At 74.9% G+C, this 19,960-nt stretch carries 22 protein-coding genes; 21 read left to right on the forward strand and 1 reads right to left on the reverse strand.

The genetic code is table 11. The features are described from left to right. Nucleotides 1-43 precede the first annotated feature (43 nt). The 15 genes from EDF32_RS05495 to EDF32_RS05565 all read left to right on the forward strand — a co-directional run bounded on the left by EDF32_RS05495 (nucleotide 44) and on the right by EDF32_RS05565 (nucleotide 13,747). Nucleotides 44-1,774 (forward strand): [protein-PII] uridylyltransferase, encoded by a 1,731-nt coding sequence (locus EDF32_RS05495; protein WP_123307669.1) that lies wholly within the window; start codon nucleotides 44-46, stop codon nucleotides 1,772-1,774. A 42-nt stretch (nucleotides 1,775-1,816) separates the two neighbouring features. Beyond that, on the forward strand, nucleotides 1,817-3,433 hold the full coding sequence (gene ffh, locus EDF32_RS05500) for a signal recognition particle protein (RefSeq protein WP_123307499.1): 1,617 nt from the start codon (nucleotides 1,817-1,819) through the stop codon (nucleotides 3,431-3,433). Nucleotides 3,434-3,435: 2 nt separating this feature from the next. After that, entirely contained in the window at nucleotides 3,436-4,587 is a 1,152-nt protein-coding gene (locus tag EDF32_RS05505; protein WP_123307500.1) for an amidohydrolase family protein, read from the forward strand. A 159-nt stretch (nucleotides 4,588-4,746) separates the two neighbouring features. Then, nucleotides 4,747-5,163 (forward strand): 30S ribosomal protein S16, encoded by a 417-nt coding sequence (rpsP, locus tag EDF32_RS05510; RefSeq protein ID WP_123307501.1) that lies wholly within the window; start codon nucleotides 4,747-4,749, stop codon nucleotides 5,161-5,163. Continuing rightward, nucleotides 5,163-5,402 (forward strand): RNA-binding protein, encoded by a 240-nt coding sequence (locus tag EDF32_RS05515; protein WP_123307502.1) that lies wholly within the window; start codon nucleotides 5,163-5,165, stop codon nucleotides 5,400-5,402. The genes rpsP and EDF32_RS05515 overlap by 1 nt, the downstream gene beginning before the upstream one ends. A 96-nt stretch (nucleotides 5,403-5,498) precedes the next feature. Next, the gene (gene rimM, locus EDF32_RS05520) at nucleotides 5,499-6,074 is read left to right on the forward strand and encodes a ribosome maturation factor RimM (protein ID WP_123307503.1); all 576 of its coding nucleotides are present in this window, start codon (nucleotides 5,499-5,501) and stop codon (nucleotides 6,072-6,074) included. A gap of 1 nt (nucleotide 6,075) precedes the next feature. Continuing rightward, a complete protein-coding gene (gene trmD, locus EDF32_RS05525) occupies nucleotides 6,076-6,852 on the forward strand; it encodes a tRNA (guanosine(37)-N1)-methyltransferase TrmD (RefSeq protein WP_123307504.1) in 777 nt (258 codons plus the stop codon). Nucleotides 6,853-7,073: 221 nt separating this feature from the next. After that, a complete protein-coding gene (gene rplS, locus EDF32_RS05530) occupies nucleotides 7,074-7,424 on the forward strand; it encodes a 50S ribosomal protein L19 (RefSeq protein WP_123307505.1) in 351 nt (116 codons plus the stop codon). 118 nt (nucleotides 7,425-7,542) lie between these two features. After that, nucleotides 7,543-8,319 (forward strand): signal peptidase I, encoded by a 777-nt coding sequence (lepB, locus tag EDF32_RS05535; RefSeq protein ID WP_370449921.1) that lies wholly within the window; start codon nucleotides 7,543-7,545, stop codon nucleotides 8,317-8,319. Between the two features lie 53 nt (nucleotides 8,320-8,372). Next, nucleotides 8,373-9,134: a ribonuclease HII gene (locus EDF32_RS05540; protein ID WP_123307670.1), complete on the forward strand. Its 762-nt coding sequence runs from the start codon at nucleotides 8,373-8,375 to the stop codon at nucleotides 9,132-9,134. 7 nt (nucleotides 9,135-9,141) lie between these two features. Beyond that, nucleotides 9,142-9,441, forward strand: a complete 300-nt coding sequence (locus tag EDF32_RS05545; RefSeq protein ID WP_123307506.1) for a DUF2469 domain-containing protein — start codon at nucleotides 9,142-9,144, stop codon at nucleotides 9,439-9,441. A gap of 135 nt (nucleotides 9,442-9,576) precedes the next feature. Then, on the forward strand, nucleotides 9,577-9,948 hold the full coding sequence (locus EDF32_RS05550) for a YraN family protein (protein ID WP_123307507.1): 372 nt from the start codon (nucleotides 9,577-9,579) through the stop codon (nucleotides 9,946-9,948). Then, entirely contained in the window at nucleotides 9,945-11,495 is a 1,551-nt protein-coding gene (locus tag EDF32_RS05555; RefSeq protein WP_233565721.1) for a YifB family Mg chelatase-like AAA ATPase, read from the forward strand. The genes EDF32_RS05550 and EDF32_RS05555 overlap by 4 nt, the downstream gene beginning before the upstream one ends. Continuing rightward, nucleotides 11,488-12,747 (forward strand): DNA-processing protein DprA, encoded by a 1,260-nt coding sequence (gene dprA, locus EDF32_RS05560; RefSeq protein ID WP_233565722.1) that lies wholly within the window; start codon nucleotides 11,488-11,490, stop codon nucleotides 12,745-12,747. The genes EDF32_RS05555 and dprA overlap by 8 nt, the downstream gene beginning before the upstream one ends. A 31-nt stretch (nucleotides 12,748-12,778) precedes the next feature. Continuing rightward, complete coding sequence (locus tag EDF32_RS05565) at nucleotides 12,779-13,747, forward strand: tyrosine recombinase XerC (RefSeq protein ID WP_123307674.1); 969 nt, start codon at nucleotides 12,779-12,781, stop codon at nucleotides 13,745-13,747. Nucleotides 13,748-13,766: 19 nt separating this feature from the next. Here EDF32_RS05565 and EDF32_RS05570 read toward each other — a convergent pair whose 3' ends face one another. Next, nucleotides 13,767-14,522 carry a murein hydrolase activator EnvC gene (locus EDF32_RS05570; protein ID WP_233565723.1) on the reverse strand — a complete coding sequence of 252 codons (756 nt, stop codon included), beginning with the start codon at nucleotides 14,520-14,522 and terminating at the stop codon, nucleotides 13,767-13,769. Nucleotides 14,523-14,661: 139 nt separating this feature from the next. Between EDF32_RS05570 and EDF32_RS05575 the strand changes: the two genes are divergently transcribed. The 6 genes from EDF32_RS05575 (at nucleotide 14,662) to EDF32_RS05600 (ending at nucleotide 19,951) form a co-directional block, all read left to right on the forward strand. Then, nucleotides 14,662-15,228: a GrpB family protein gene (locus tag EDF32_RS05575; RefSeq protein WP_233565724.1), complete on the forward strand. Its 567-nt coding sequence runs from the start codon at nucleotides 14,662-14,664 to the stop codon at nucleotides 15,226-15,228. 357 nt (nucleotides 15,229-15,585) lie between these two features. After that, a complete protein-coding gene (gene rpsB, locus EDF32_RS05580; protein WP_123307508.1) occupies nucleotides 15,586-16,563 on the forward strand; it encodes a 30S ribosomal protein S2 in 978 nt (325 codons plus the stop codon). Between the two features lie 138 nt (nucleotides 16,564-16,701). Then, nucleotides 16,702-17,541: a translation elongation factor Ts gene (gene tsf, locus EDF32_RS05585; RefSeq protein ID WP_123307509.1), complete on the forward strand. Its 840-nt coding sequence runs from the start codon at nucleotides 16,702-16,704 to the stop codon at nucleotides 17,539-17,541. Nucleotides 17,542-17,716: 175 nt separating this feature from the next. Further along, a complete protein-coding gene (gene pyrH, locus EDF32_RS05590) occupies nucleotides 17,717-18,454 on the forward strand; it encodes a UMP kinase (protein WP_123307510.1) in 738 nt (245 codons plus the stop codon). Between the two features lie 97 nt (nucleotides 18,455-18,551). After that, nucleotides 18,552-19,109 (forward strand): ribosome recycling factor, encoded by a 558-nt coding sequence (gene frr / locus EDF32_RS05595; protein WP_123307511.1) that lies wholly within the window; start codon nucleotides 18,552-18,554, stop codon nucleotides 19,107-19,109. Then, on the forward strand, nucleotides 19,109-19,951 hold the full coding sequence (locus tag EDF32_RS05600) for a phosphatidate cytidylyltransferase (RefSeq protein WP_123307512.1): 843 nt from the start codon (nucleotides 19,109-19,111) through the stop codon (nucleotides 19,949-19,951). The genes frr and EDF32_RS05600 overlap by 1 nt, the downstream gene beginning before the upstream one ends. Nucleotides 19,952-19,960: the final 9 nt, after the last annotated feature.

The following is a 19,960-nucleotide window of genomic DNA, read 5'->3' on the forward strand; positions in this document are numbered from 1 at the left end:
GGAGGTCCCGCACCCCGCCGGGGTGCGGGACCTCCGCGGCGAGATGGCCGCCGTCGCCCGGTCCCTGACCGGGCCCGGTCGCAGCGGCGTCGCGCGACGCTCGGCGCTGGTCGAGCTCGTGACGGGCCGCCTCGTCGAGCTGTGGGACGCGGCGACGGCGGACGTGGACCCGACCGGCCTGGCCCTGGCGGCCGTCGGCAGCCTCGGGCGCGGCGACATCGGCCCGGCGAGCGACCTGGACCTCGTCCTCGTGCACGACGGGCGCAGCCATCCGGCGGACGTCGTGCAGGAGGTCGCCGAGCGGCTCTGGTACCCGCTGTGGGACTCCGGGGTGGACCTCGACCACGCCGTGCGGTCGCTGGCGCAGTGCCGGCAGGTCGCCTCCAAGGACGTCCCCGCGGCGGTGGGCTGGCTCGACGTGCGCGCGGTGGCGGGGGACACCGTCGTCGTGCACCGGGCGGCGAGCGCCGTCCTGACGGACTGGCGCTCGGCGTCGCGCCGGCGGCTGCCCGAGCTCTTCACGTCCCTCAAGGAGCGCGCGGAACGCTCCGGCGAGCTCGCCTATCTCATCGAGCCCGACCTCAAGGAGGCCCGCGGCGGCATCCGCGACGCCGTGGTGCTCTCGGCGCTCGCGGCCACCTGGCTCACGGACCGCCCCCACGGCACCGTGGACCGGGCGCACAGCCACCTGCTCGACGTGCGCGACGCCGTGCAGGTCGTCACCGGCCGGCACACCAACCGGCTCCTGCTGGCCGACCTCGACGAGGTCGCCGCCGTCACGGGCCACGACGACCCCGACGAGCTCCTCGCCAGCCTGGCTGCCTCCGGCCGTGAGGTCTCCTACGCGCTGGACACCACCGTGCGCCGGGCGCGCCAGGCGCTCCAGCGCCCCTCGCTGCGACGGCCCGTCCTCGTGCGCGGGCGCCGCGCCGCGCCGCGGCTGCGCTCGGTGGGCGACGGGCTGGTCGAGCACGACGGCGAGCTCGTGCTCGCGATCGGCGCCCAGCCGGAGCAGGACCCCCTGCTCGCGGTGCGCGCGGCGGCCACGGCCGCGCGCACCGGCCTCACGCTGTCCCCGATCTCGGTGGCGAGCCTCGCCCGCTGCCCGGCGCCGGGGGACCCCTGGCCCAGGGCGGCCCGTGCGGCGTTCCTGCAGCTGCTCGGGAGCGGGCACGCCCAGGTGCCGGTGTGGGAGGCGCTCGACCTCGCCGGCGTGGTGACGACGTGGATGCCGGAGTGGGCGGGGGTGCGCAACCGCCCGCAGCGTGCCGCGGTCCACCGGCACACCGTCGACCGCCACCTCGTGGAGACCGTGTCGCGGGCGTCCGGGTTCCGCAGGCGCGTCGCCCGGCCGGACCTGCTCCTGCTCGCGGCGCTCCTGCACGACCTCGGCAAGCGCGCGGGGGCGCGCGACCACTCGGTCGTCGGAGCCCCGCTCGCCCGCGACGTCGTCGCGCGCCTGGGCTTCGGCGACGAGGCGGCCGACGACGTCGCTCGGCTCGTGCGCCACCACCTCACGCTCGCGCGCCTCGCCGTGCACCACGACCCGGACGACCCGGCGACGGTGGCGGAGCTGGTCGACGCCGTCGACGGGCGCGCCGAGCTGCTCGAGGTGCTGCGGTACCTCACCGAGGCGGACGCGTCGTCGCTCGGCCCGACGGCGTGGACGTCGTGGCGGGCGAGGCTGCACGACGACCTCGTCGCACGCACGGCACCGTCGCTGCGCGGGCTGGGCGCACCGGGGGGCGAGGAGGACGGGCCGGGCGAACGGTAGGCTGGTGGGGCCCCGAGATCCACGAACCGTGAGGACCCTGCGTTGTTCACCACGCTGTCGGACCGTCTGACGTCCACCTTCAAGAACCTGCGCTCGAAGGGCCGGCTCAGCGAGGCGGACATCGACGCGACGATCCGGGAGATCCGGCGCGCCCTGCTGGACGCCGACGTCGCCGTGCCCGTCGTGCGCGAGTTCTCCGCGAGCGTGCGCGAGCGTGCCCTCTCCGCGGAGGTCTCGGGCGCGCTGAACCCCGCCCAGCAGGTCGTCAAGATCGTCAACGACGAGCTGGTGACGATCCTCGGCGGCGAGGCGCGCCCGCTGCGGTTCGCCAAGACGCCCCCGACCGTGATCATGCTCGCGGGGCTCCAGGGCGCCGGCAAGACGACCCTGGCCGGCAAGCTCGCGCTCGACCTCAAGGGCCGCGGGCACACGCCGCTGCTCGTCGCGGCCGACCTGCAGCGCCCGAACGCGGTCACGCAGCTCTCCGTGGTCGCCGAGCGGGCCGGGGTCCCCGTGTACGCGCCCCACCCCGGCGTCTCCGGCGAGGACGAGGTGCCGACGGGCGACCCGGTCGCCGTCGCGCGCGACGGCGTGGCGACGGCCCGCACGCGCGAGCACGACGTCGTCATCATCGACACGGCCGGACGGCTCGGCGTCGACGCCGAGCTCATGCAGCAGGCCGCGGACATCCGCGACGCCGTGCAGCCGGACGAGGTCCTGTTCGTCATCGACGCGATGATCGGCCAGGACGCGGTCCTCACGGCGCAGGCGTTCCTCGAGGGCGTCGACTTCACCGGGGTCGTGCTGTCCAAGCTCGACGGCGACGCCCGTGGCGGTGCCGCGCTCTCGGTCGCGAAGATCACCGGCCGCCCGATCATGTTCGCCTCGACGGGCGAGAAGCTCACCGACTTCGAGGCCTTCCACCCCGACCGGATGGCCTCGCGCATCCTCGACATGGGCGACGTCCTGACGCTCATCGAGCAGGCCGAGAAGGCCTTCGACGCCGACGAGGCGGAGCGGATGGCGGCCAAGGTCGCCGCGGGGCAGGACTTCACGCTCGCCGACTTCCTGGTGCAGATGCAGCAGATGAAGAAGATGGGCTCGATGAAGAAGATGCTCGGGATGCTCCCGGGCATGGGCCAGATGCGCGAGGCGATCGACAGCTTCGACGAGCGGGAGATGGATCGCGTCGAGGCGATCATCCGGTCGATGACCCCGGCCGAGCGGGACAACCCGCGGATCATCAACGGCTCCCGGCGGGCGCGCATCGCCCGCGGCTCCGGCGTGCGCACGAGCGACGTCAACCAGCTCCTGGAGCGGTTCGCCGGGGCGCAGAAGATGATGCGCCAGATGAACAAGGGCGGCGGTGTGCCCGGGATGCCCGGCATGGGCAGCCTCCCCGGGATGGGCGGCAAGAAGGCGCGTGGACGCACCCCGGCGCCGGCGCGCAAGAAGGGCAAGTCCGGCAACCCCGCGAAGCGCGCCGCGCAGGAGCGTGCCGCCGCCACGCGCTCGACGGGCGGGGCGCCCGCCGCCGCGCCCGGCTCCTCCTTCGGCGCCCCGGCCGGGAGCGGGACCCAGGCACGCTCCGGCCCGGCGGCCTCCGCCTCCGACCTCGAGCTCCCGGAGGGCCTGGACAAGCTGCTCGGCGGGCGCTGACCGTGGCCGGGACCGAGGCGCCGAGCGTGCACGTGCGCGGACGGGTCGTCCTCGGCCGCGACCGGGAGATCGACGAGCTGTGGGTCAAGGACGGCAGGGTCACGCTGACCCGGCCGTCGGCGCAGGGCTCGTCGATGCTCGAGCTCGAGGGCTGGGTGCTGCCCGGGCTCGTGGACGTGCACTGCCACGTCGGGCTCGACGCGGACGGCCCCGTCGACGACGTCACGGCCGAGACCCAGGCCACGGCGGACCGCGACACCGGCGTCCTGCTCCTGCGCGACGCCGGGTCCCCCCGCGACACCCGGTGGCTGCAGCGGCGCGAGGACATGCCGCGCATCCTGCGCTCCGGCCGGCACCTCGCGCGCCCCCGGCGCTACCTGCGACGCTACGGGCTCGAGCTCGAGGACCCGGCGATGCTGCCGGAGGCGGTGCGCGCGGAGGCCCGCTCCGGGGACGGCTGGGTCAAGCTCGTCGGCGACTGGATCGACCGGGACCTGGGGGCGGACGGCGACCTGCGCCCCCTGTGGCCGCAGGCCGTGCTGGACGAGGCGGTAGCAGCGGCCCACGCGGAGGCGGCACGGGTGACGGTGCACGCCTTCTCCGACGAGGTGGTCCCGATGCTCCTCGCGGCGGGCGTCGACTGCATCGAGCACGGCACGGGCATCGACGCGTCCACGATCGGCGAGGTCGCCGCGCGGGGCATCCCGGTCACCCCCACGCTGCTGCAGGTGGCCCAGTTCGACGCGATCGCGGCCCGGGCCGGGCGCTACCCCGTCTATGCCGCGCGCATGCGCCGCATGCACGCGCGACGGTACGAGCACGTGCGCGACCTGTTCGACGCCGGGGTCCGGCTCCTCGTCGGCACGGACGCGGGCGGGACCATCGCGCACGGGCGGGTCGTGGACGAGTGCGCCGAGCTCGTCGCCGCGGGGATCCCGGTGCGCGACGTCGTCGCGGCGGCGAGCTGGCAGGCGCGCGAGATCCTCGGGTACGGGTCTCTCGTTGAGGGTGCGAGCGCCGACCTGGTGGTCTATCCCGCCGACCCGCGCGAGGACGTCGAGGTGCTGCGCCACCCGACCGCCGTCGTCCTGCGCGGGCGCGTCGTGGCCGGGCGGCTCGCTGGGCGGTCCGCCGGGCACGTCACGGCGCGCTGACCGGGATTGGTCGCACACCCGGACATCTGGCAGAATGGCGGGGTACTCGGCGTGCCCGGCCCCTCTCACCGTGCAGCGCCGTGTCCCGACCCGATCCGACCTCGCCCCACGGGGTCGTGCCCCGGGTCACCACCACCGGAACCAGGAGAGACCACCACTGTGGCCACCAAGATTCGTCTGAAGCGTCTCGGCAAGACCCACTCGCCGTACTACCGCGTCATCGTCGCCGACTCGCGCGCCAAGCGCGACGGCCGCGTGATCGAGGAGATCGGCAAGTACCACCCGACCGAGGAGCCCTCGTTCATCGAGATCTCCTCCGAGCGTGCGCAGTACTGGCTCGGCGTCGGCGCGCAGCCGACCGAGCAGGTCCTCGTGCTGCTCAAGATCACCGGCGACTGGCAGAAGTTCAAGGGCCTGCCGGGCGCCGAGGGCACCCTGAAGGTCAAGGGCGAGAAGGCGGACACGGCTGCCGCCGTCGAGGCCGTCTCCGCCGAGGCCGAGAAGGCCAAGGCCAAGGCCGCCGAGAAGAAGGCGGAGGCGCCCGCCGAGGACGCCGCCGCGTCCGACGAGGCCTGATGCTCGCCGACGCGCTCGAGCACCTCGTGCGCGGCATCGTCGACCACCCGGACGACGTCCGGGTGGGCTCGAAGGTGCTGCGGCGCGGGGAGCTGCTCGAGGTCCGCGTCCACCCCGACGACCTCGGTCGCGTCATCGGTCGCGGGGGACGGACGGCGCGCGCGCTGCGCACGATCGTCTCGGCTCTCGCGACCGACGGTCCGGTGCGGGTGGACGTCGTCGACGTCGACCGGCGCTGAGACCGGCCCACCGCGGGCGAGGCCCGGTCCCTCCTGGGACCGGGCCTCACCCGTACCCGCAGCACCGCCCACGAGCACGGAACGAGAGATGACGCGATGAAGCTGACCGTCGCACGGATCGGCCGGCCGCACGGCCTCAAGGGCGAGGTGGCGCTCGACGTCCGCACGGACGACCCCGCCGCGAGGCTCGCCGTCGGCGCGAGCCTGACCACCGAGCCTGCGGGGGCCGGTCCGCTCACCGTCGTCTCGACCCGCGACCAGGACGGCCGGTGGTTCGCCCGGTTCGAGGGCGTCGAGGACCGCGGCGCCGCCGAGGCGCTGCGTGGCACCACGATCGTCGTCGAGGTGGACGAGGACGCCGAGGCGGACGAGGAGGACGCCTGGTACGAGCACGAGCTCGCCGGGCTGCGGGCCGAGCTCACGGACGGCACCGTCGTCGGCGAGGTGGTCGGCCTCGAGCACCTGCCCGCGCAGGACGTCCTGGTGCTCCGCGAGCCCGGCGGCGAGCGGACCCTGGTGCCGTTCGTGACGGCCATCGTCCCGGTCGTGGACGTCTCCGGCGGCCGGGTGGTCCTGACCCCGCCCGGCGGGCTGCTGGCGAGCGACGCGGCCGCGCTCGTCGTCTCGGAGGAGACCCACGGGCCCGCCGGGGCGGACGGGGCCGGGGCCTGACGTGCGCATCGACGTCGTCTCGATCTTCCCCGAGTACCTGGCGGCCCTCGACCTGTCCCTGGTGGGCAAGGCCCGGACGTCAGGTCTGCTGGACCTGCGGGTCCACGACCTGCGCGACTGGACGACCGACCGGCACCGGACCGTCGACGACACCCCCGCGGGCGGCGGTGCCGGGATGGTCATGCGGCCCGACGTGTGGGGCGCGGCACTCGACGACGTCCTCGCCCCGGGGCCGGCGCACCTCGTCGTCCCGACGCCGTCGGGCACGACGTTCACCCAGCGCACGGCCGAGTCCATGGCCGGGGAGGCCCACCTGGTGTTCGCGTGCGGCCGGTACGAGGGGATCGACGCGCGGGTCGCGGAGCGCCACCGCGCGTCCGGCGGCCGGGTCAGCGAGGTCTCGATCGGCGACTACGTGCTCAACGGGGGAGAGGTGGCCGCCCTCGTGATGATCGAGGCGGTGGCCCGGCTCCTGCCGGGCGTCGTCGGGAACCCCGCGTCGCTGGTCGAGGAGTCGCACGGCGCGGCCGGGCTGCTGGAGTACCCCGTCTACACCAAGCCGCCGCGGTGGGAGGGCCTCGCCGTCCCGGAGGTCCTGCTCTCGGGGCACCACGCGCGGATCGCACGATGGCGCCGCGACGAGTCGCTGCGACGGACCGCGGCGCGCCGGCCGGACCTCGTGGCGGCGCTGGACACGGCCGCGCTCGACAAGGACGACGTGCGGCTGCTGGGCGAGCTGGGCTGGGTCGTGTCCGACGGCAGGGTTGTGGCAGAATAGACCTTCGGTGTGTGCGGTTCGCGTCCTCTGCCACAGGGGAGGGTGCGACGGGGTGCCGACCTTCGACGGTCCGGTCCCCGACGCCTGCCGGTGACGGAGCGTGACCACGCGGACGCGTGCGAGCGGTCACCGGGCACGCACCCCGAACCGATCGACCAGCCGGACCCGCCTCGGGCGGGCCACGAGTACGCGACCGACCTGTGGCGGTGCGAGGAGAAGACATGCACACGCTCGACAGCGTCGACGCAGCATCGCTGCGCAGCGACATCCCGGACTTCCGCGCCGGTGACACCCTCAAGGTCAACGTGAAGGTCGTCGAGGGCAACCGCTCTCGCGTCCAGCTCTTCCAGGGCGTCGTCATCGCGCGCCAGGGCGAGGGCGTCCGCGAGACGTTCACCGTCCGCAAGGTCAGCTTCGGCGTCGGCGTCGAGCGCACCTTCCCGGTGCACTCCCCGACGATCGACACGATCGAGGTCGCGACCCGCGGTGACGTGCGCCGCGCGAAGCTGTACTACCTGCGTGCGCTGCGCGGCAAGAAGGCGAAGATCAAGGAGAAGCGCGAGGCGCGCTGACCCCTCCTGCACGGCACGGACGACGGGCACCCACCTGCTGGTGGGTGCCCGTCGTCGTCCGCGGGCGGGGCCCCGCGAGGGTTTTCCGGCGCCCAGGAAAAGGTGGCAGAGTGTCCGCGTGACCGACGACACCGCCCCCGAGCACTCCCCGGCCGTGCCCGCCCTGCAGCCCGCGGCGGACTTCTCGGCCGCCGGGGCGCGAGCCGAGACCGGCGGCGCTCCCGCCCGGCGCGGCTCGTTCCTGCGCGAGGTCGCGATCGTCCTCGTCTCGGCGCTCCTGCTCTCGTGGTTGATCAAGACCTTCCTCGTGCAGGCCTTCTACATCCCGAGCGAGTCCATGGAGGACACGCTGAAGGTGAACGACCGGGTGATGGTCTCGCGGATGGTGCCGGACGTCTTCGACGTCCACCGGGGCGACGTCGTCGTCTTCCAGGACCCGGGCGGCTGGCTGGGCCCGCAGTACACCGAGACGGACCGCGGCGCGCTGGGCAACGGCGTGCACGACGTCCTGACCTGGGTGGGCCTCGTGCCGCAGGACAGCGAGGACCACCTCGTCAAGCGCGTCATCGGTACCCCCGGCGACCACGTGACGTGCTGCGACGCGCAGGGGCGCGTGCAGGTCAACGGTCAGAGCATCGACGAGACCTACGTCAAGCCCGGCTCGGTGCCGAGCGAGATCCCGTTCGACGTGACCGTCCCGGACGACATGCTCTTCGTGATGGGCGACAACCGCCAGCACTCCGCCGACTCGCGCTACAACACCGGCAAGCCGGGGGGCGGGTTCGTGCCGATGGACGACGTGACGGGGACGGCGTTCCTGCGCGTCTGGCCGCTCGACCGCTTCGCCTTCCTGCGCAACCCGGGTGACGTCTTCGCGGACGTCCCCGCACCGTGACCGTCCCGGGGGGGACGACGGCCCAGGCGCCGTCGGCCCGCAGGGCGCGCACGATGCCCGACCTGCGCCACGAACGGTCGCTGCTGCGCGGCGGCGCCCGCCTGGTCGCGGGGATGGACGAGGTCGGGCGCGGCGCGCTCGCGGGGCCGGTCAGCGTGGGGGTCGTCGTCGTCGACGAGCGCACGCGGTCCTGCCCGCGAGGTCTGACCGACTCCAAGCTGCTCACCCCGCGGGCCCGCGAGGGGTTCGTCGCGCCGACGCGCCGCTGGTGCGTGGCCTCGGCGGTGGGCCACGCGTCGTCCTGGGAGATCGACGCCGTGGGCATCGTCGCGGCGCTGCGCCTGGCCGGGCGGCGGGCGCTCGCCGCCGTCGCGGACCGCTGCGGTCCGGTCGACGTCGTCCTGCTGGACGGGTCCCACGACTGGCTGAGCCGGCCGCAGGAAGACCTGTTCGCGGGGCTCGCCGCGCCCGTGCCCGGCGGAGGGGGCGGCGCGGCGGACGAGGCGCTGGTCGGGGACCCGGCCGTCGTGACGCTCGTCAAAGCGGACCTGCGGTGCGCGTCGGTCGCGGGAGCGAGCGTGCTGGCCAAGTGCGAGCGGGACGCGATGCTCGTCGGGCTCGCGCACGAGCACGCCGCCTACGCCTGGGAGAGCAACAAGGGCTACGCGTCTGCCGAGCATGCCGACGCGCTGCGCCGGCACGGACCCAGCCCCCTGCACCGCACGAGCTGGCGCCTGCCCGGGCTGGTCCCCGGGACCGAGCCCGGCGCGCCCGTGGCGGCGGTCGGCACGCCGATCGGGGTGCATGAGGAATGATGGGCTCGTGAGCGCCGAGGACCTGGAGAACTACGAGACCGACATGGAGCTCGCGCTCTACCGCGAGTACCGGGACGTGGTGAACCTCTTCTCCTACGTCGTCGAGACGGAACGGCGGTTCTACCTCGCGAACCACGTCGACCTGCAGGTGCGCTCCGCGGCCGGCGAGGTCTACTTCGAGCTCCGGCTCGCCGACGCGTGGGTGTGGGACGTCTACAGGTCGGCGCGCTTCGTGAAGTCTGTGCGGGTGGTGACGTTCAAGGACGTCAACGTCGAGGAGCTCGCCAAGGCGGACCTCCAGCTCTGAGCGGGGCGCCGGGCCGCCGGGCGCTTGGCCCGTGCTCGTCCACACCCGGCCTCCGCGGCCCTCCGGTCCACGACCGCCCGCACCGGCCCTTCCCGACCCTCGCGCCTGCGGCACCGTGGGTCGCGGAGGTGGCGCATGCTCGCGAAAGACGCGGTGGGTGAGTACGGAGAGCGGTTGGCGGCCCGGTTCCTGGAGGACTCGGGCTGGGTGGTGCTGGACCGCAACTGGCGGGGCACGGGCGGGGAGCTCGACGTCGTCGCGCTCGACGGAGAGACGCTCGTGGTCGTCGAGGTCAAGACACGGCGCGGGACCGCGTACGGGCATCCTGCCCAGGGCGTGACGCCGGCGAAGCTCGCCCGCGTCCGACGGCTCGCGGGGGAGTGGATGACGGCGCACCTGTCCCTGGAGGGCGCACCGTACGTGCGTGACGTGCGCATCGACGTCGTCGCGGTCGTGCTCCCGCAGGCCGGGGCCGCCGAGATCGAGCACCTGGCCGGTGTCTGGTGAGCGGGTACCGCAGCCGGCTGGGCGTGACCGCCGGGGTGTCGCTCGTGGGGCTCGCCGGCCACGTCGTCGAGGTGCAGGCCCACCTGGCCGCCTCGGTGCCCGGGTTCTCGCTCGTCGGGCTCCCGGACGCCGCCGTGAGCGAGTCGCGGGACCGCGTCCGCGCCGCGGTCTCCTCGACGGGGGTGCCGTGGCCGCAGCGCAAGATCACGGTGAACCTCTCGCCCGCGTCGCTGCCGAAGTCCGGCACGGGGTTCGACCTGGCGGTGGCCGTGGCCGTCCTCGCGGGGGTGGGGCTGGTGCCCCGGGACGTCTCGCGGACCGTGCACATCGGGGAGCTCTCCCTCGACGGCCGCCTGCAGCCCGGCCGGGGCGTCCTGCCCGCCGTCGCCGCGGCCGTCGCCGCCGGCTTCCGTGACGTCGTGGTCCCGTCCGCCGACGCGGGCGAGGCGGCGCTCGTGCCCGGGGCCCGTGTGCGCGGGGCGGCGAGCCTCGGGGACGTGCTGGTGATGCACGGCGCCGTCCTGGAGCACCACGTCCCGGCCGAGCCCGTGCCGCGGCCGGAGCCCGTGCGGGTGCGAGGCGCCGTGCCCGGGGACCTGCGGGACGTCGTCGGCCAGCCGGAGGCGAGGCACGCGCTCGAGGTCGCGGCCGCCGGGGGGCACCACCTGCTCATGGTCGGGCCGCCCGGGGCGGGCAAGACGATGCTCGCGTCCCGGCTGCCGGGCCTCCTCCCCGACCTCGACGAGGAGGACGCGGTCGCGGTCACGGCGATCCACTCGGTCGCGGGGACGTTCGACGCCGACGCCGGGCTGGTGCGGCGCCCGCCCTTCGAGGACCCGCACCACACCGCGACCCCCGCGGCCGTGGTGGGCGGCGGCTCCGGGGTCCCTCGTCCCGGAGCGGCGTCGCGGGCCCACCGCGGCGTGCTGTTCCTGGACGAGGCGCCCGAGTTCGGCTCGCGGGTCCTGCAGACGCTGCGCCAGCCGCTCGAGGCGGGCGAGCTGGTGATCCACCGGGCGGCGGGCAGCGCGCGCTTCCCGGCGCGCTTCCAGCTCGTGCTCGCCGCCAACCCGTGCCCGTGCGGCCACGGGATCGGCAAGGGGCTCGACTGCACCTGCACCGCGCTCGAGCGCCGACGCTACTTCGCGCGCCTGTCCGGACCGCTGCTCGACCGTGTCGACCTGCAGGTCGACGTGCACCCCGTCCGGCGCAGCGCGCTCGACGCGGCGCCCGAGGCGGAGTCCAGCGCGCAGGTTGCCGTGCGTGTCGCGGCGGCGCGTGCCGCGGCGGCCGAGCGGCTGTCCGGGACACCGTGGCGCACGACGGCGGAGGTGCCGGGCCGGTGGCTGCGCGAGCGGCTCGGTCCGGGACGCGGCCTGCTCGGTGATCTCGACCGCGCGATCGACCGGGGGACGCTCAGCCTGCGGGGGGCGGACCGGGTGGTGCGCGTGGCGTGGACGCTCGCCGACCTCGCCGGCCGCACGGCGCCCGGGCGGGCGGAGATCGGTCAGGGCCTCGCGCTGCGCACGAGGGGGACCGGTGGCTGAGCCCCGCTTCGACCTCGGCGACGAGCGCCTGGCGCGGGCCGCCTGGAGCCGGCTCGTCGAACCGGGTGACGCCGTCGCCACGGCGCTGGTGGACGCCATGGGCCCGGGCGGCGCGCTCGGGTGGGTGTGCGCCGCGGTCGAGGACCCGGCGGGCGCCGTGCGCGCGGCAGACGGGGGCGCGGGGACGGACGCGGCAGCGGACGCGGAGGCGGGCGCCCCGGCCGCCCCGGCCTTCACGGCGCCGCAGCGGCTGCGACGCGCCCTGGAGCGGTGGGAGCCACGGCTCGACGGGCTCGACCCGGAGCGGGACCTGGCCGTGCTGGACCGCCTGGGCGGTCGCCTCGTGACACCCGGCGCACCGGGGTGGCCCGCGCGGACGCAGGACCTCGGGCCGCAGTCCCCCCTGTGCCTGTGGGTGCGCGGCGACGCCGACCTCTCCGCGGCCTTCGCCCGCTCGGTGGCGCTCGTGGGCGCGCGCGCCTGCACCGACTACGGCCGCCGCGTGGCGACAGACCTCGGCGAGACGCTGGCGTCGCGGGGTGTCACGGTGCTCTCCGGCGGCGCGTACGGCATCGACGTCGCGGCGCACCGGGGCGCGCTCGCGGCACGGGGCCCGACGGTCGCGTTCCTCGCCGGCGGACCCGACCGCCTGTACCCGGCGGGCAACGCCGACGTCCTGCGCGCGGTGGTCGAGCGGGGCGGGTCGGTGGTCAGCGAGGTGCCTCCCGGGTCGGCGCCGAGCAGGGCCCGCTTCCTGCTGCGCAACCGGCTCATCGCCGCTGCCGCGTGCGCGACGGTGGTGGTCGAGGCCGCGTGGCGCTCGGGTTCGCTGAGCACCGCCGCCCGGGCGCGCGACCTCCTGCGGCCGGTCGGCGCGGTCCCCGGCCCGGTGACCTCGATGGCCTCGGCAGGCTGCCACCGCCTGCTGCGCGAGGGGGCCGTGTGCGTGACGGACGCCGACGAGGTGGTGGAGCTCGCCGGCGACCTCGCCGACCTGGCGCCCGAGCGCGCGGCCACGGCCCGGCCCGGCGACGAGCTGGACCCGGCGGGTCGCCGGGTGTTCGAGTCGCTCCCGCTGCGCGGCGGGGCCGAGCCCGCCTCGGTGGCGCGCGCCGCCGGCCTCTCGTTCGCCGAGACGCTCGGCGTGCTCGGCGTGCTCGAGCTCGGGGGGTACGCCGAGCGGGTCGACGGCCGCTGGCGGCGTGCCCCGGCCGGGCGGGCCGGGGTCGGCGCGCGCGGAGCGCCTGCTTGATCCGGTGCGGCGCGGCACCGACCCTGGCGTCATGGGTACCCCCACGGGCGCGACGAGCGCCGAGAGCGCCGAGAGCGCCGAGAGCGCCGAGTGCGGCGTGAGCGGCGGCGCGGCCCGGGCTCTCGCCGCGTTCGAGGAGCACCTGCTCGTGGAGCGTGGGCTGTCCGAGCACACGGTCCGGGCCTATGTCGGGGACACCGCGTCGATGCTGGCCTCCGTGGGCGCCGGGCGCGCGCTCGAGGACGTCGGGCTCGGGGACCTGCGGGCGTGGCTCGCGGGGATGTCGGCCGCGGGTCGCTCGCGGGCGAGCATCGCGCGCCGCGGCGCGTCGGTCCGGGCGTTCTTCGGGTGGGCGCGCCGGGCGGGGCTCGTCCCGAGCGACCCGTCCGTGCGCCTCGCGAGCCCGCGGGTCGCCCGCACCTTGCCCGTCGTGCTCGACGTCGCACCGGCGGCTCGGCTGATGGACGTCGCGCGGGACGCCGCACAGGAGGGCGACCCGGCGGCGCTGCGCACGTGGGCCGCGCTCGAGCTGCTCTACGGCACGGGTGCCCGGGTGGGAGAGCTGGTGTCGGTCGACGTCGACGACGTGGACCTCGCCGGGCGCAGCGTCCGGGTCCTGGGCAAGGGGCGCAAGGAGCGCGTGGTCCCTTTCGGCGTTCCCGCCGCGCGCGCCCTGCGGGCCTGGCTCGACCGGGGGCGCCCCGCGCTGTGGAGCCCCGCCGCGGGCGCGGCGCTGCTGGTCGGCGACCGCGGCGGGCGATGGGGCCAGCGCCAGGCGCGCGAGGCGGTGCACCGCGCGGCGGCCTGCGCGGGGGTCGACGACGTGGCCCCGCACGCCCTGCGCCACAGCGCCGCGACCCATCTCCTCGAGGGAGGCTCCGACCTGCGCTCCGTGCAGGAGGTCCTGGGGCACACGTCGCTGGCCACCACCGAGCGCTACACCCACGTCGGCGCAGAGCGCCTGCGGTCCTCGTTCGAGCAGGCGTTCCCGCGCGCGTGAGCCTCGTGTCGCCCGCGACCTAGGAGACGGCGGGCAGCCGACCGAGGGGGAGCAGGACGACCGGGTCGCCCTGGGCGAGCAGGACCATGGGGTCGAGGTAGCGCTCGCCCCGCCGCACTCCCCAGTGCACGCACGGCCCGTCGCAGTGCCCGGCGTCGTCGGTGAGCGTGCCGACCGCGTCGCCGCGGCGCACCCGGTCGCCCACGTCCACGAGCGCTGCCACCGGTTCGAGGCTGGTGCGCAGGCCGCCGTCGTGCGTGACGACGAGGACGCGTCGCCCGGCGACGGGCCCGGCGAACGTCACGACACCGTCGGCGGGGGAGAGCACCGTGGCGCCCGGCGCGGCGCGGAGGTCGACCCCGCGGTGCCCGGGCAGCCAGTCGTGCGCGGGGAGGTCCGCGGGCGCCGCGACGTCCGCCGGTCCCGGCAGCGGCAGCACCCAGACCGCGTCCGCCGAGGCGTCGCCTCCCGGGCGGCGCGGGTCGGCCTCCCGTGGTACGCCGACGGCGCGCGGCGCGCCGGTGGGCCCGGGTCCGAGGGTCCAGGAGCCCGCTCCCGCGGTGTCCATGGCCTGGGCGCCGGCCGCACCGGTGCCCGCCGCGCGGGTGCCCGCTGTCCCGACGGCCGCGGTCGACGGCGACCCGGCGAGCAGCAGCACCACGGCCGCCGCGAGGACGGCGCGCTGCGCTCGCGGCCGCGCGCCGGCGGTCGCACCGGACGGGGCACCGGTGCGTCCAGCGGCGGGGACAGGGGCGGGCACAATCGGCGAGGCCATGCTGCGACCCTGGCGCGAGAACCCCGGTGGCGGCGCGCGGAGGGGCGAGCCTGTGGAGGCCGGCCGCGCAGGGGCGCGGTGTGGAGGGCGCCGAGGCCGCGGCCCCTGGTCCGGTTCGCACCGGTGCGAGGATGGTCGCGTGAGGGAGAACCACGAGCGGCGCCGGCCGGACGTCACGGGAGTCGAGCTGGTCGGCGGCCCGGAGCGGCTCGAGCACCAGCTGCAGGGGTACGACGGTCGCTGGGCGGACGCCTACCTCGAGCACCGGGGGCGGATCCTGGAGGCGCTGGGAGCGTCGGACGCCCAGATCGAGCACATCGGGTCCACGTCGGTCCCCGGGCTGGCGGCGAAGCCGATCATCGACATCGTGGTGGCGGTGGACGACATCACCGCCGAGGAGGACTACCTCGACGCGCTCCTGTCCGCCGGATACGAGCTGCGGGTCCGCGAGCCGGGGCACCGCCTCGTGCGCACGCCGGTCCGCGACGTCCACGTGCACCTGTACGAGCGTGGCGACCCCGCCGTGGACGAGTACCTGCTCCTTCGCGACCACCTGCGCTCCGGCCCGACCGACCGCGCCCTCTACGAGAGCACGAAGCGTGCGCTGCTCAGCAGGCGGTGGGACGACATGAACGACTACGCCGACGCCAAGACCGAGGTCATCACGGCGGTCAAGGCACGGGCGAGGTCGGCTCGCGAGCGGTGAGGACGTGCGGGACCGGCAGGGTCCGGAGCCCCGCGCCGATCGGGTAGACTCGGTGCTGCGACCGGTGGGCCATGCCCGCGCGCACGGCGCCGCCGAGGCAGCGTCCCCGGAGGTCTCCGGGTCCCGTCGGTCGACATCGCGTGCCACCTCCACCGTCATCGGGTCCTGCCCGGTGGTCGTGGGTCGTCGTCGGTAGCGGTCCGCCCTCCGGGGCGGCGCCGGCGGGACGTGGCACCAGGGGTGCGGGCCGTCCGGCCCTCGCCGACAACCGAGAGTGCGTCCCGCCGGGAGACCGGGCAGGGCGCCTGACAAGCGTGGTACCGGGTGGGTCCTGGGCCACGCGCGAAAGGACGTGCCATGGCCGTCGTGACCATGCGCCAGCTCCTCGAGAGCGGTGTCCACTTCGGGCACCAGACCCGCCGGTGGAACCCGAAGATGAAGCGTTTCATCTTCACGGAGCGCAACGGCATCTACATCGTCGACCTGCAGCAGTCGCTGTCCTACATCGACAGCGCCTACGAGTTCGTCAAGGAGACGGTGGCCCACGGTGGCACCATCCTCTTCGTCGGCACCAAGCGCCAGGCGCAGGAGCCCGTCGCCGAGCAGGCCGCGCGCGTCGGCATGCCCTACGTGAACCACCGCTGGCTCGGTGGGATGCTCACCAACTTCACCACCGTGCACAAGCGTCTGCAGCGGATGAAGGAGCTCGAGGAGATCGACTTCGACGACGTCGCCGCGTCGGGTCTGACCAAGAAGGAGCTCCTGGTCCTGCGTCGCGAGAAGGACAAGCTCACGCGCACGCTGGGCGGCATCCGCGACATGGCGAAGGTCCCCTCCGCCGTGTGGATCGTCGACACGAACAAGGAGCACCTCGCCGTCGACGAGGCGCGCAAGCTCAACATCCCGATCGTCGCGATCCTCGACACGAACTGCGACCCGGACGTCGTCGACTACAAGATCCCCGGCAACGACGACGCGATCCGCGCCGTCACGCTGCTCACCCGCGTGATCGCGGACGCCGCGGCCGAGGGCCTCATGCAGCGCCACTCCGGCAAGAAGAGCGGCGAGCAGGACGCGTCCGACGAGACCGAGCCCCTCGCCGAGTGGGAGCGCGAGCTCCTGACCGGCGCGGAGGCCGCCGAGGCGCCCGCCGCCGAGGCGACCGAGGCTCCGGCTGCCGAGACCGAGGCGCCCGCCGCCGAGGCGACCGAGGCTGCCGCTCCCGAGGCCGAGGCGCCCGCCGCCGAGGCGACCGAGGCTCCGGCTGCCGAGACCGAGGCGCCCGCCGCCGAGACGACCGAGGCGCCCGCCGCCGAGGCGACCGACTCGAAGTGAGCCGACAGGACCCCGGGCGAGCGAGTCTCGCCCGGGGTCCTGCCGCGACCGGCCGCAGCTGCAGGCTCCGGCGGTCCGGTGCACCGCCCTCCGACGGCGGACCCGGCACCATCCACGACACGACGTAAGGAAGCAGACATGGCGAACTACACCGCTGCTGACATCAAGGCGCTCCGCGAGCGCACCGGCGCCGGCATGCTCGACGTCAAGAAGGCGCTCGACGAGGCCGACGGCAACGCCGACAAGGCGCTCGAGATCATCCGCGTCAAGGGCCTCAAGGGCGTTGCCAAGCGCGAGGGCAACACCACCTCCGAGGGCCTCGTCGCCGTGCAGGTCGACGACGTCGACGGCGGCCAGACGGCCACGGTCGTCGAGCTCAACTCCGAGACGGACTTCGTCGCGAAGAACGACACGTTCATCGGCTTCGCGAACGACGTCCTCGCGGCCGTCGCCGCGGCCGGTGCCGCGGACCTCGACGCCGCGCTCGCCGCGCCGCTGGGCGAGGGCACCGTGCAGGACGCCGTCAACGGGGCCGCCGCCACGATGGGCGAGAAGATCGTCCTGCGTCGTGTCGCGCGCCTCGAGGGCGAGAAGGTCACCGCGTACCTCCACCGCACGGCCAAGGACCTGCCGCCGTCGATCGCCGCGGTCGTCGTCACCGACGCGAAGGGCGAGGCCGTCGCGAAGGACGTCGCCCAGCACATCGCGGCGATGTCGCCGGAGTTCCTCACCCGCGAGGACGTCCCGGCCGAGACCGTCGCGAACGAGCGCCGGATCGCCGAGGAGACCTCGCGCAACGAGGGCAAGCCCGAGGCGGCGCTCCCGAAGATCGTCGAGGGCCGGCTGAACGGCTACTTCAAGTCCGCGGTGCTGCTCGACCAGCCGCTGGCGAAGGACCCGAAGACGACGGTCGCGAAGCACCTCGAGGGTGTCGGCGGCTCGATGAGCGCGTTCGTGCGCTTCCGCGTCGGCTCCTGACCCCACCCGTCGGCCCGGCCCGCGTCACGCGGGCCGGGCCGACGCGCACCCGGGCACGGTCGTGGACGGCGACCGCCCGGTCGGCCCCGGCGGCCCGTGCCCCCCTGCGGCGGTACGGTGTCGTGGCGGGTGCCCGGCCCGACCAGCACGACGACGAAGGACGGTGTTTCGAACGGTGACCGCGACGAACCAGGTCGAGGCGGGCAGAGCCCGCCGCGTGCTCCTCAAGCTCTCGGGCGAGACCTTCGGCGGGGGCGAGATCGGTCTCGCGGCCGACGTCGTCCGCCGGGTCGCGGAGGAGATCTCCGGCGCCGTGGACCGTGGCGTGCAGGTGGCGATCGTCGTCGGCGGCGGGAACTTCTTCCGGGGCGCGGAGCTCTCGCAGAGCGGGATGGACCGCGCCCGCGCCGACTACATGGGCATGCTCGGCACGGTGATGAACTGCCTGGCGCTCCAGGACTTCCTCGAGCAGTCGGGCACGAGCACGCGGGTGCAGACCGCCATCACGATGGGGCAGGTCGCCGAGCCGTACATCCCGCTGCGCGCGATCCGCCACCTCGACAAGGGTCGGGTCGTCATCTTCGGCGCGGGCGCCGGCATGCCGTACTTCTCGACCGACACGGTCTCGGTCCAGCGGGCGCTGGAGGTGCACTGCGACGAGGTGCTCATGGGCAAGAACGGTGTGGACGCGGTCTACACCGCGGACCCGCGGGTGGACCCCGACGCGGTCCGTCTCGAGCACCTGACGTACACGGAGGCGCTGGTCCAGGATCTCGGCGTGATGGACCAGACCGCGATGAGCCTGTGCCGCGACAACGACGTGCGCATGCGCGTGTTCGGCATGAACGAGCCGGGCAACGTGACCCGTGCCCTGCTGGGCGAGAGTATTGGCACACTGGTCACTGCGGACTGAGACCGCGGTGGGACGCCGTGCCCCGGGCGCGGCGACGGATCGATCAGGGGCGGACGCTGCACCGCACGACGCCCGACGCACGCACTAAGGAGCACAGGTGATCGACGAGACCCTCCTCGAGGCGGAGGAGAAGATGGACAAGGCGATCGAGGTCGCCAAGGAGGACTTCGCGACGATCCGGACGGGCCGCGCGAACCCTGCGATGTTCTCCAAGATCACCGTCGAGTACTACGGTGCGCCGACGCCGCTGCAGCAGCTCGCGTCGTTCTCGACGCCGGAGGCCCGCACGATGGTCGTCTCCCCGTTCGACAAGACGGCGATGGCGGCGATCGAGAAGGCGATCCGCGACTCCGACCTCGGGGTCAGCCCCAGCAACGACGGCAACATCATCCGCGTCGTGCTGCCCGTGCTGACCGAGGAGCGTCGTCGCGAGTACGTCAAGCTGGCACGCTCGAAGGCGGAGGAGGCGCGCGTCTCGGTGCGCAACGTCCGCCGTCGGGCCAAGGAGGCGCTCGACCGCATCGTCAAGGACGGCGAGGCCGGCGAAGACGAGGGCTCGCGCGCCGAGAAGGAGCTGGAGGGCCTGACCCGGTCCCACGTCGAGGCGATCGACCACCTGCTCTCGGGCAAGGAGAACGAGCTGCTCGAGGTCTGATGACTGCCGACCCCCTCTCCGAGCGTCCGGCGCGCGTCCCGCGCGCCGGGCGCAACCTCCCGGCCGCCATCGGCGTCGGGGTCCTGCTGCTCGTCGTCGTCGGTGCGTCGCTGGGCTACAGCGCTGTGCCGTTCGTCGTCTTCGCGGCGGTGGCGGTCGGGGCGGCCCTGTGGGAGCTGCGGACGGCGTTCGCCCGCCGCGACATCCGGATCCCGATCGTCCCGCTCCTCGTGGGGAGCACCGGGATCATCGTCTCGTCCTACGTCTCGGGTGCCGAGGCGCTCATGGTGGCCTTCCTGATCACCGTCGTCGGGTGCGTCGTGTGGCGCCTGGTCGACGGCGGCGGGCCGGCGGCCGTGCGCGACTCGGCCGCGACCACCTTCGCGGTGACCTACCTGCCGTTCATGGCGGGGTTCGTGATGCTCATGCTCGCGGACCCCCAGGGTCGGGTGCGCGTGCTCCTGTTCATCCTGCTGGCCGTGGCCAACGACGTCGGCGGGTACGTGGCGGGGGTCCTCTTCGGGCGCCACCCGCTGGCGCCGACGGTCAGCCCGAAGAAGAGCTGGGAAGGGCTCGCGGGATCGTTCGTCCTCGCGATCGTGGTCGGCGTGGTCGGCGCGACGTGGGGGCTGGACGCGAGCCCGTGGCTCGGCGTCGCCCTCGGTGTGGTCGCCCCGCTGACCGCGACCGTCGGGGACCTCGCCGAGTCCCTCATGAAGCGCGACCTCGAGCTCAAGGACATGGGCTCGCTCCTGCCCGGGCACGGGGGCGTGCTCGACCGGCTCGACTCCATGCTGCTGACCGCACCCTTCGTCTACCTCATCCTCAGCGTCGCGGTCTGAACGCCGCGA

This window comes from Cellulomonas sp. PhB143 (assembly GCF_003752595.1).
Lineage (GTDB): Bacteria > Actinomycetota > Actinomycetes > Actinomycetales > Cellulomonadaceae > Paraoerskovia.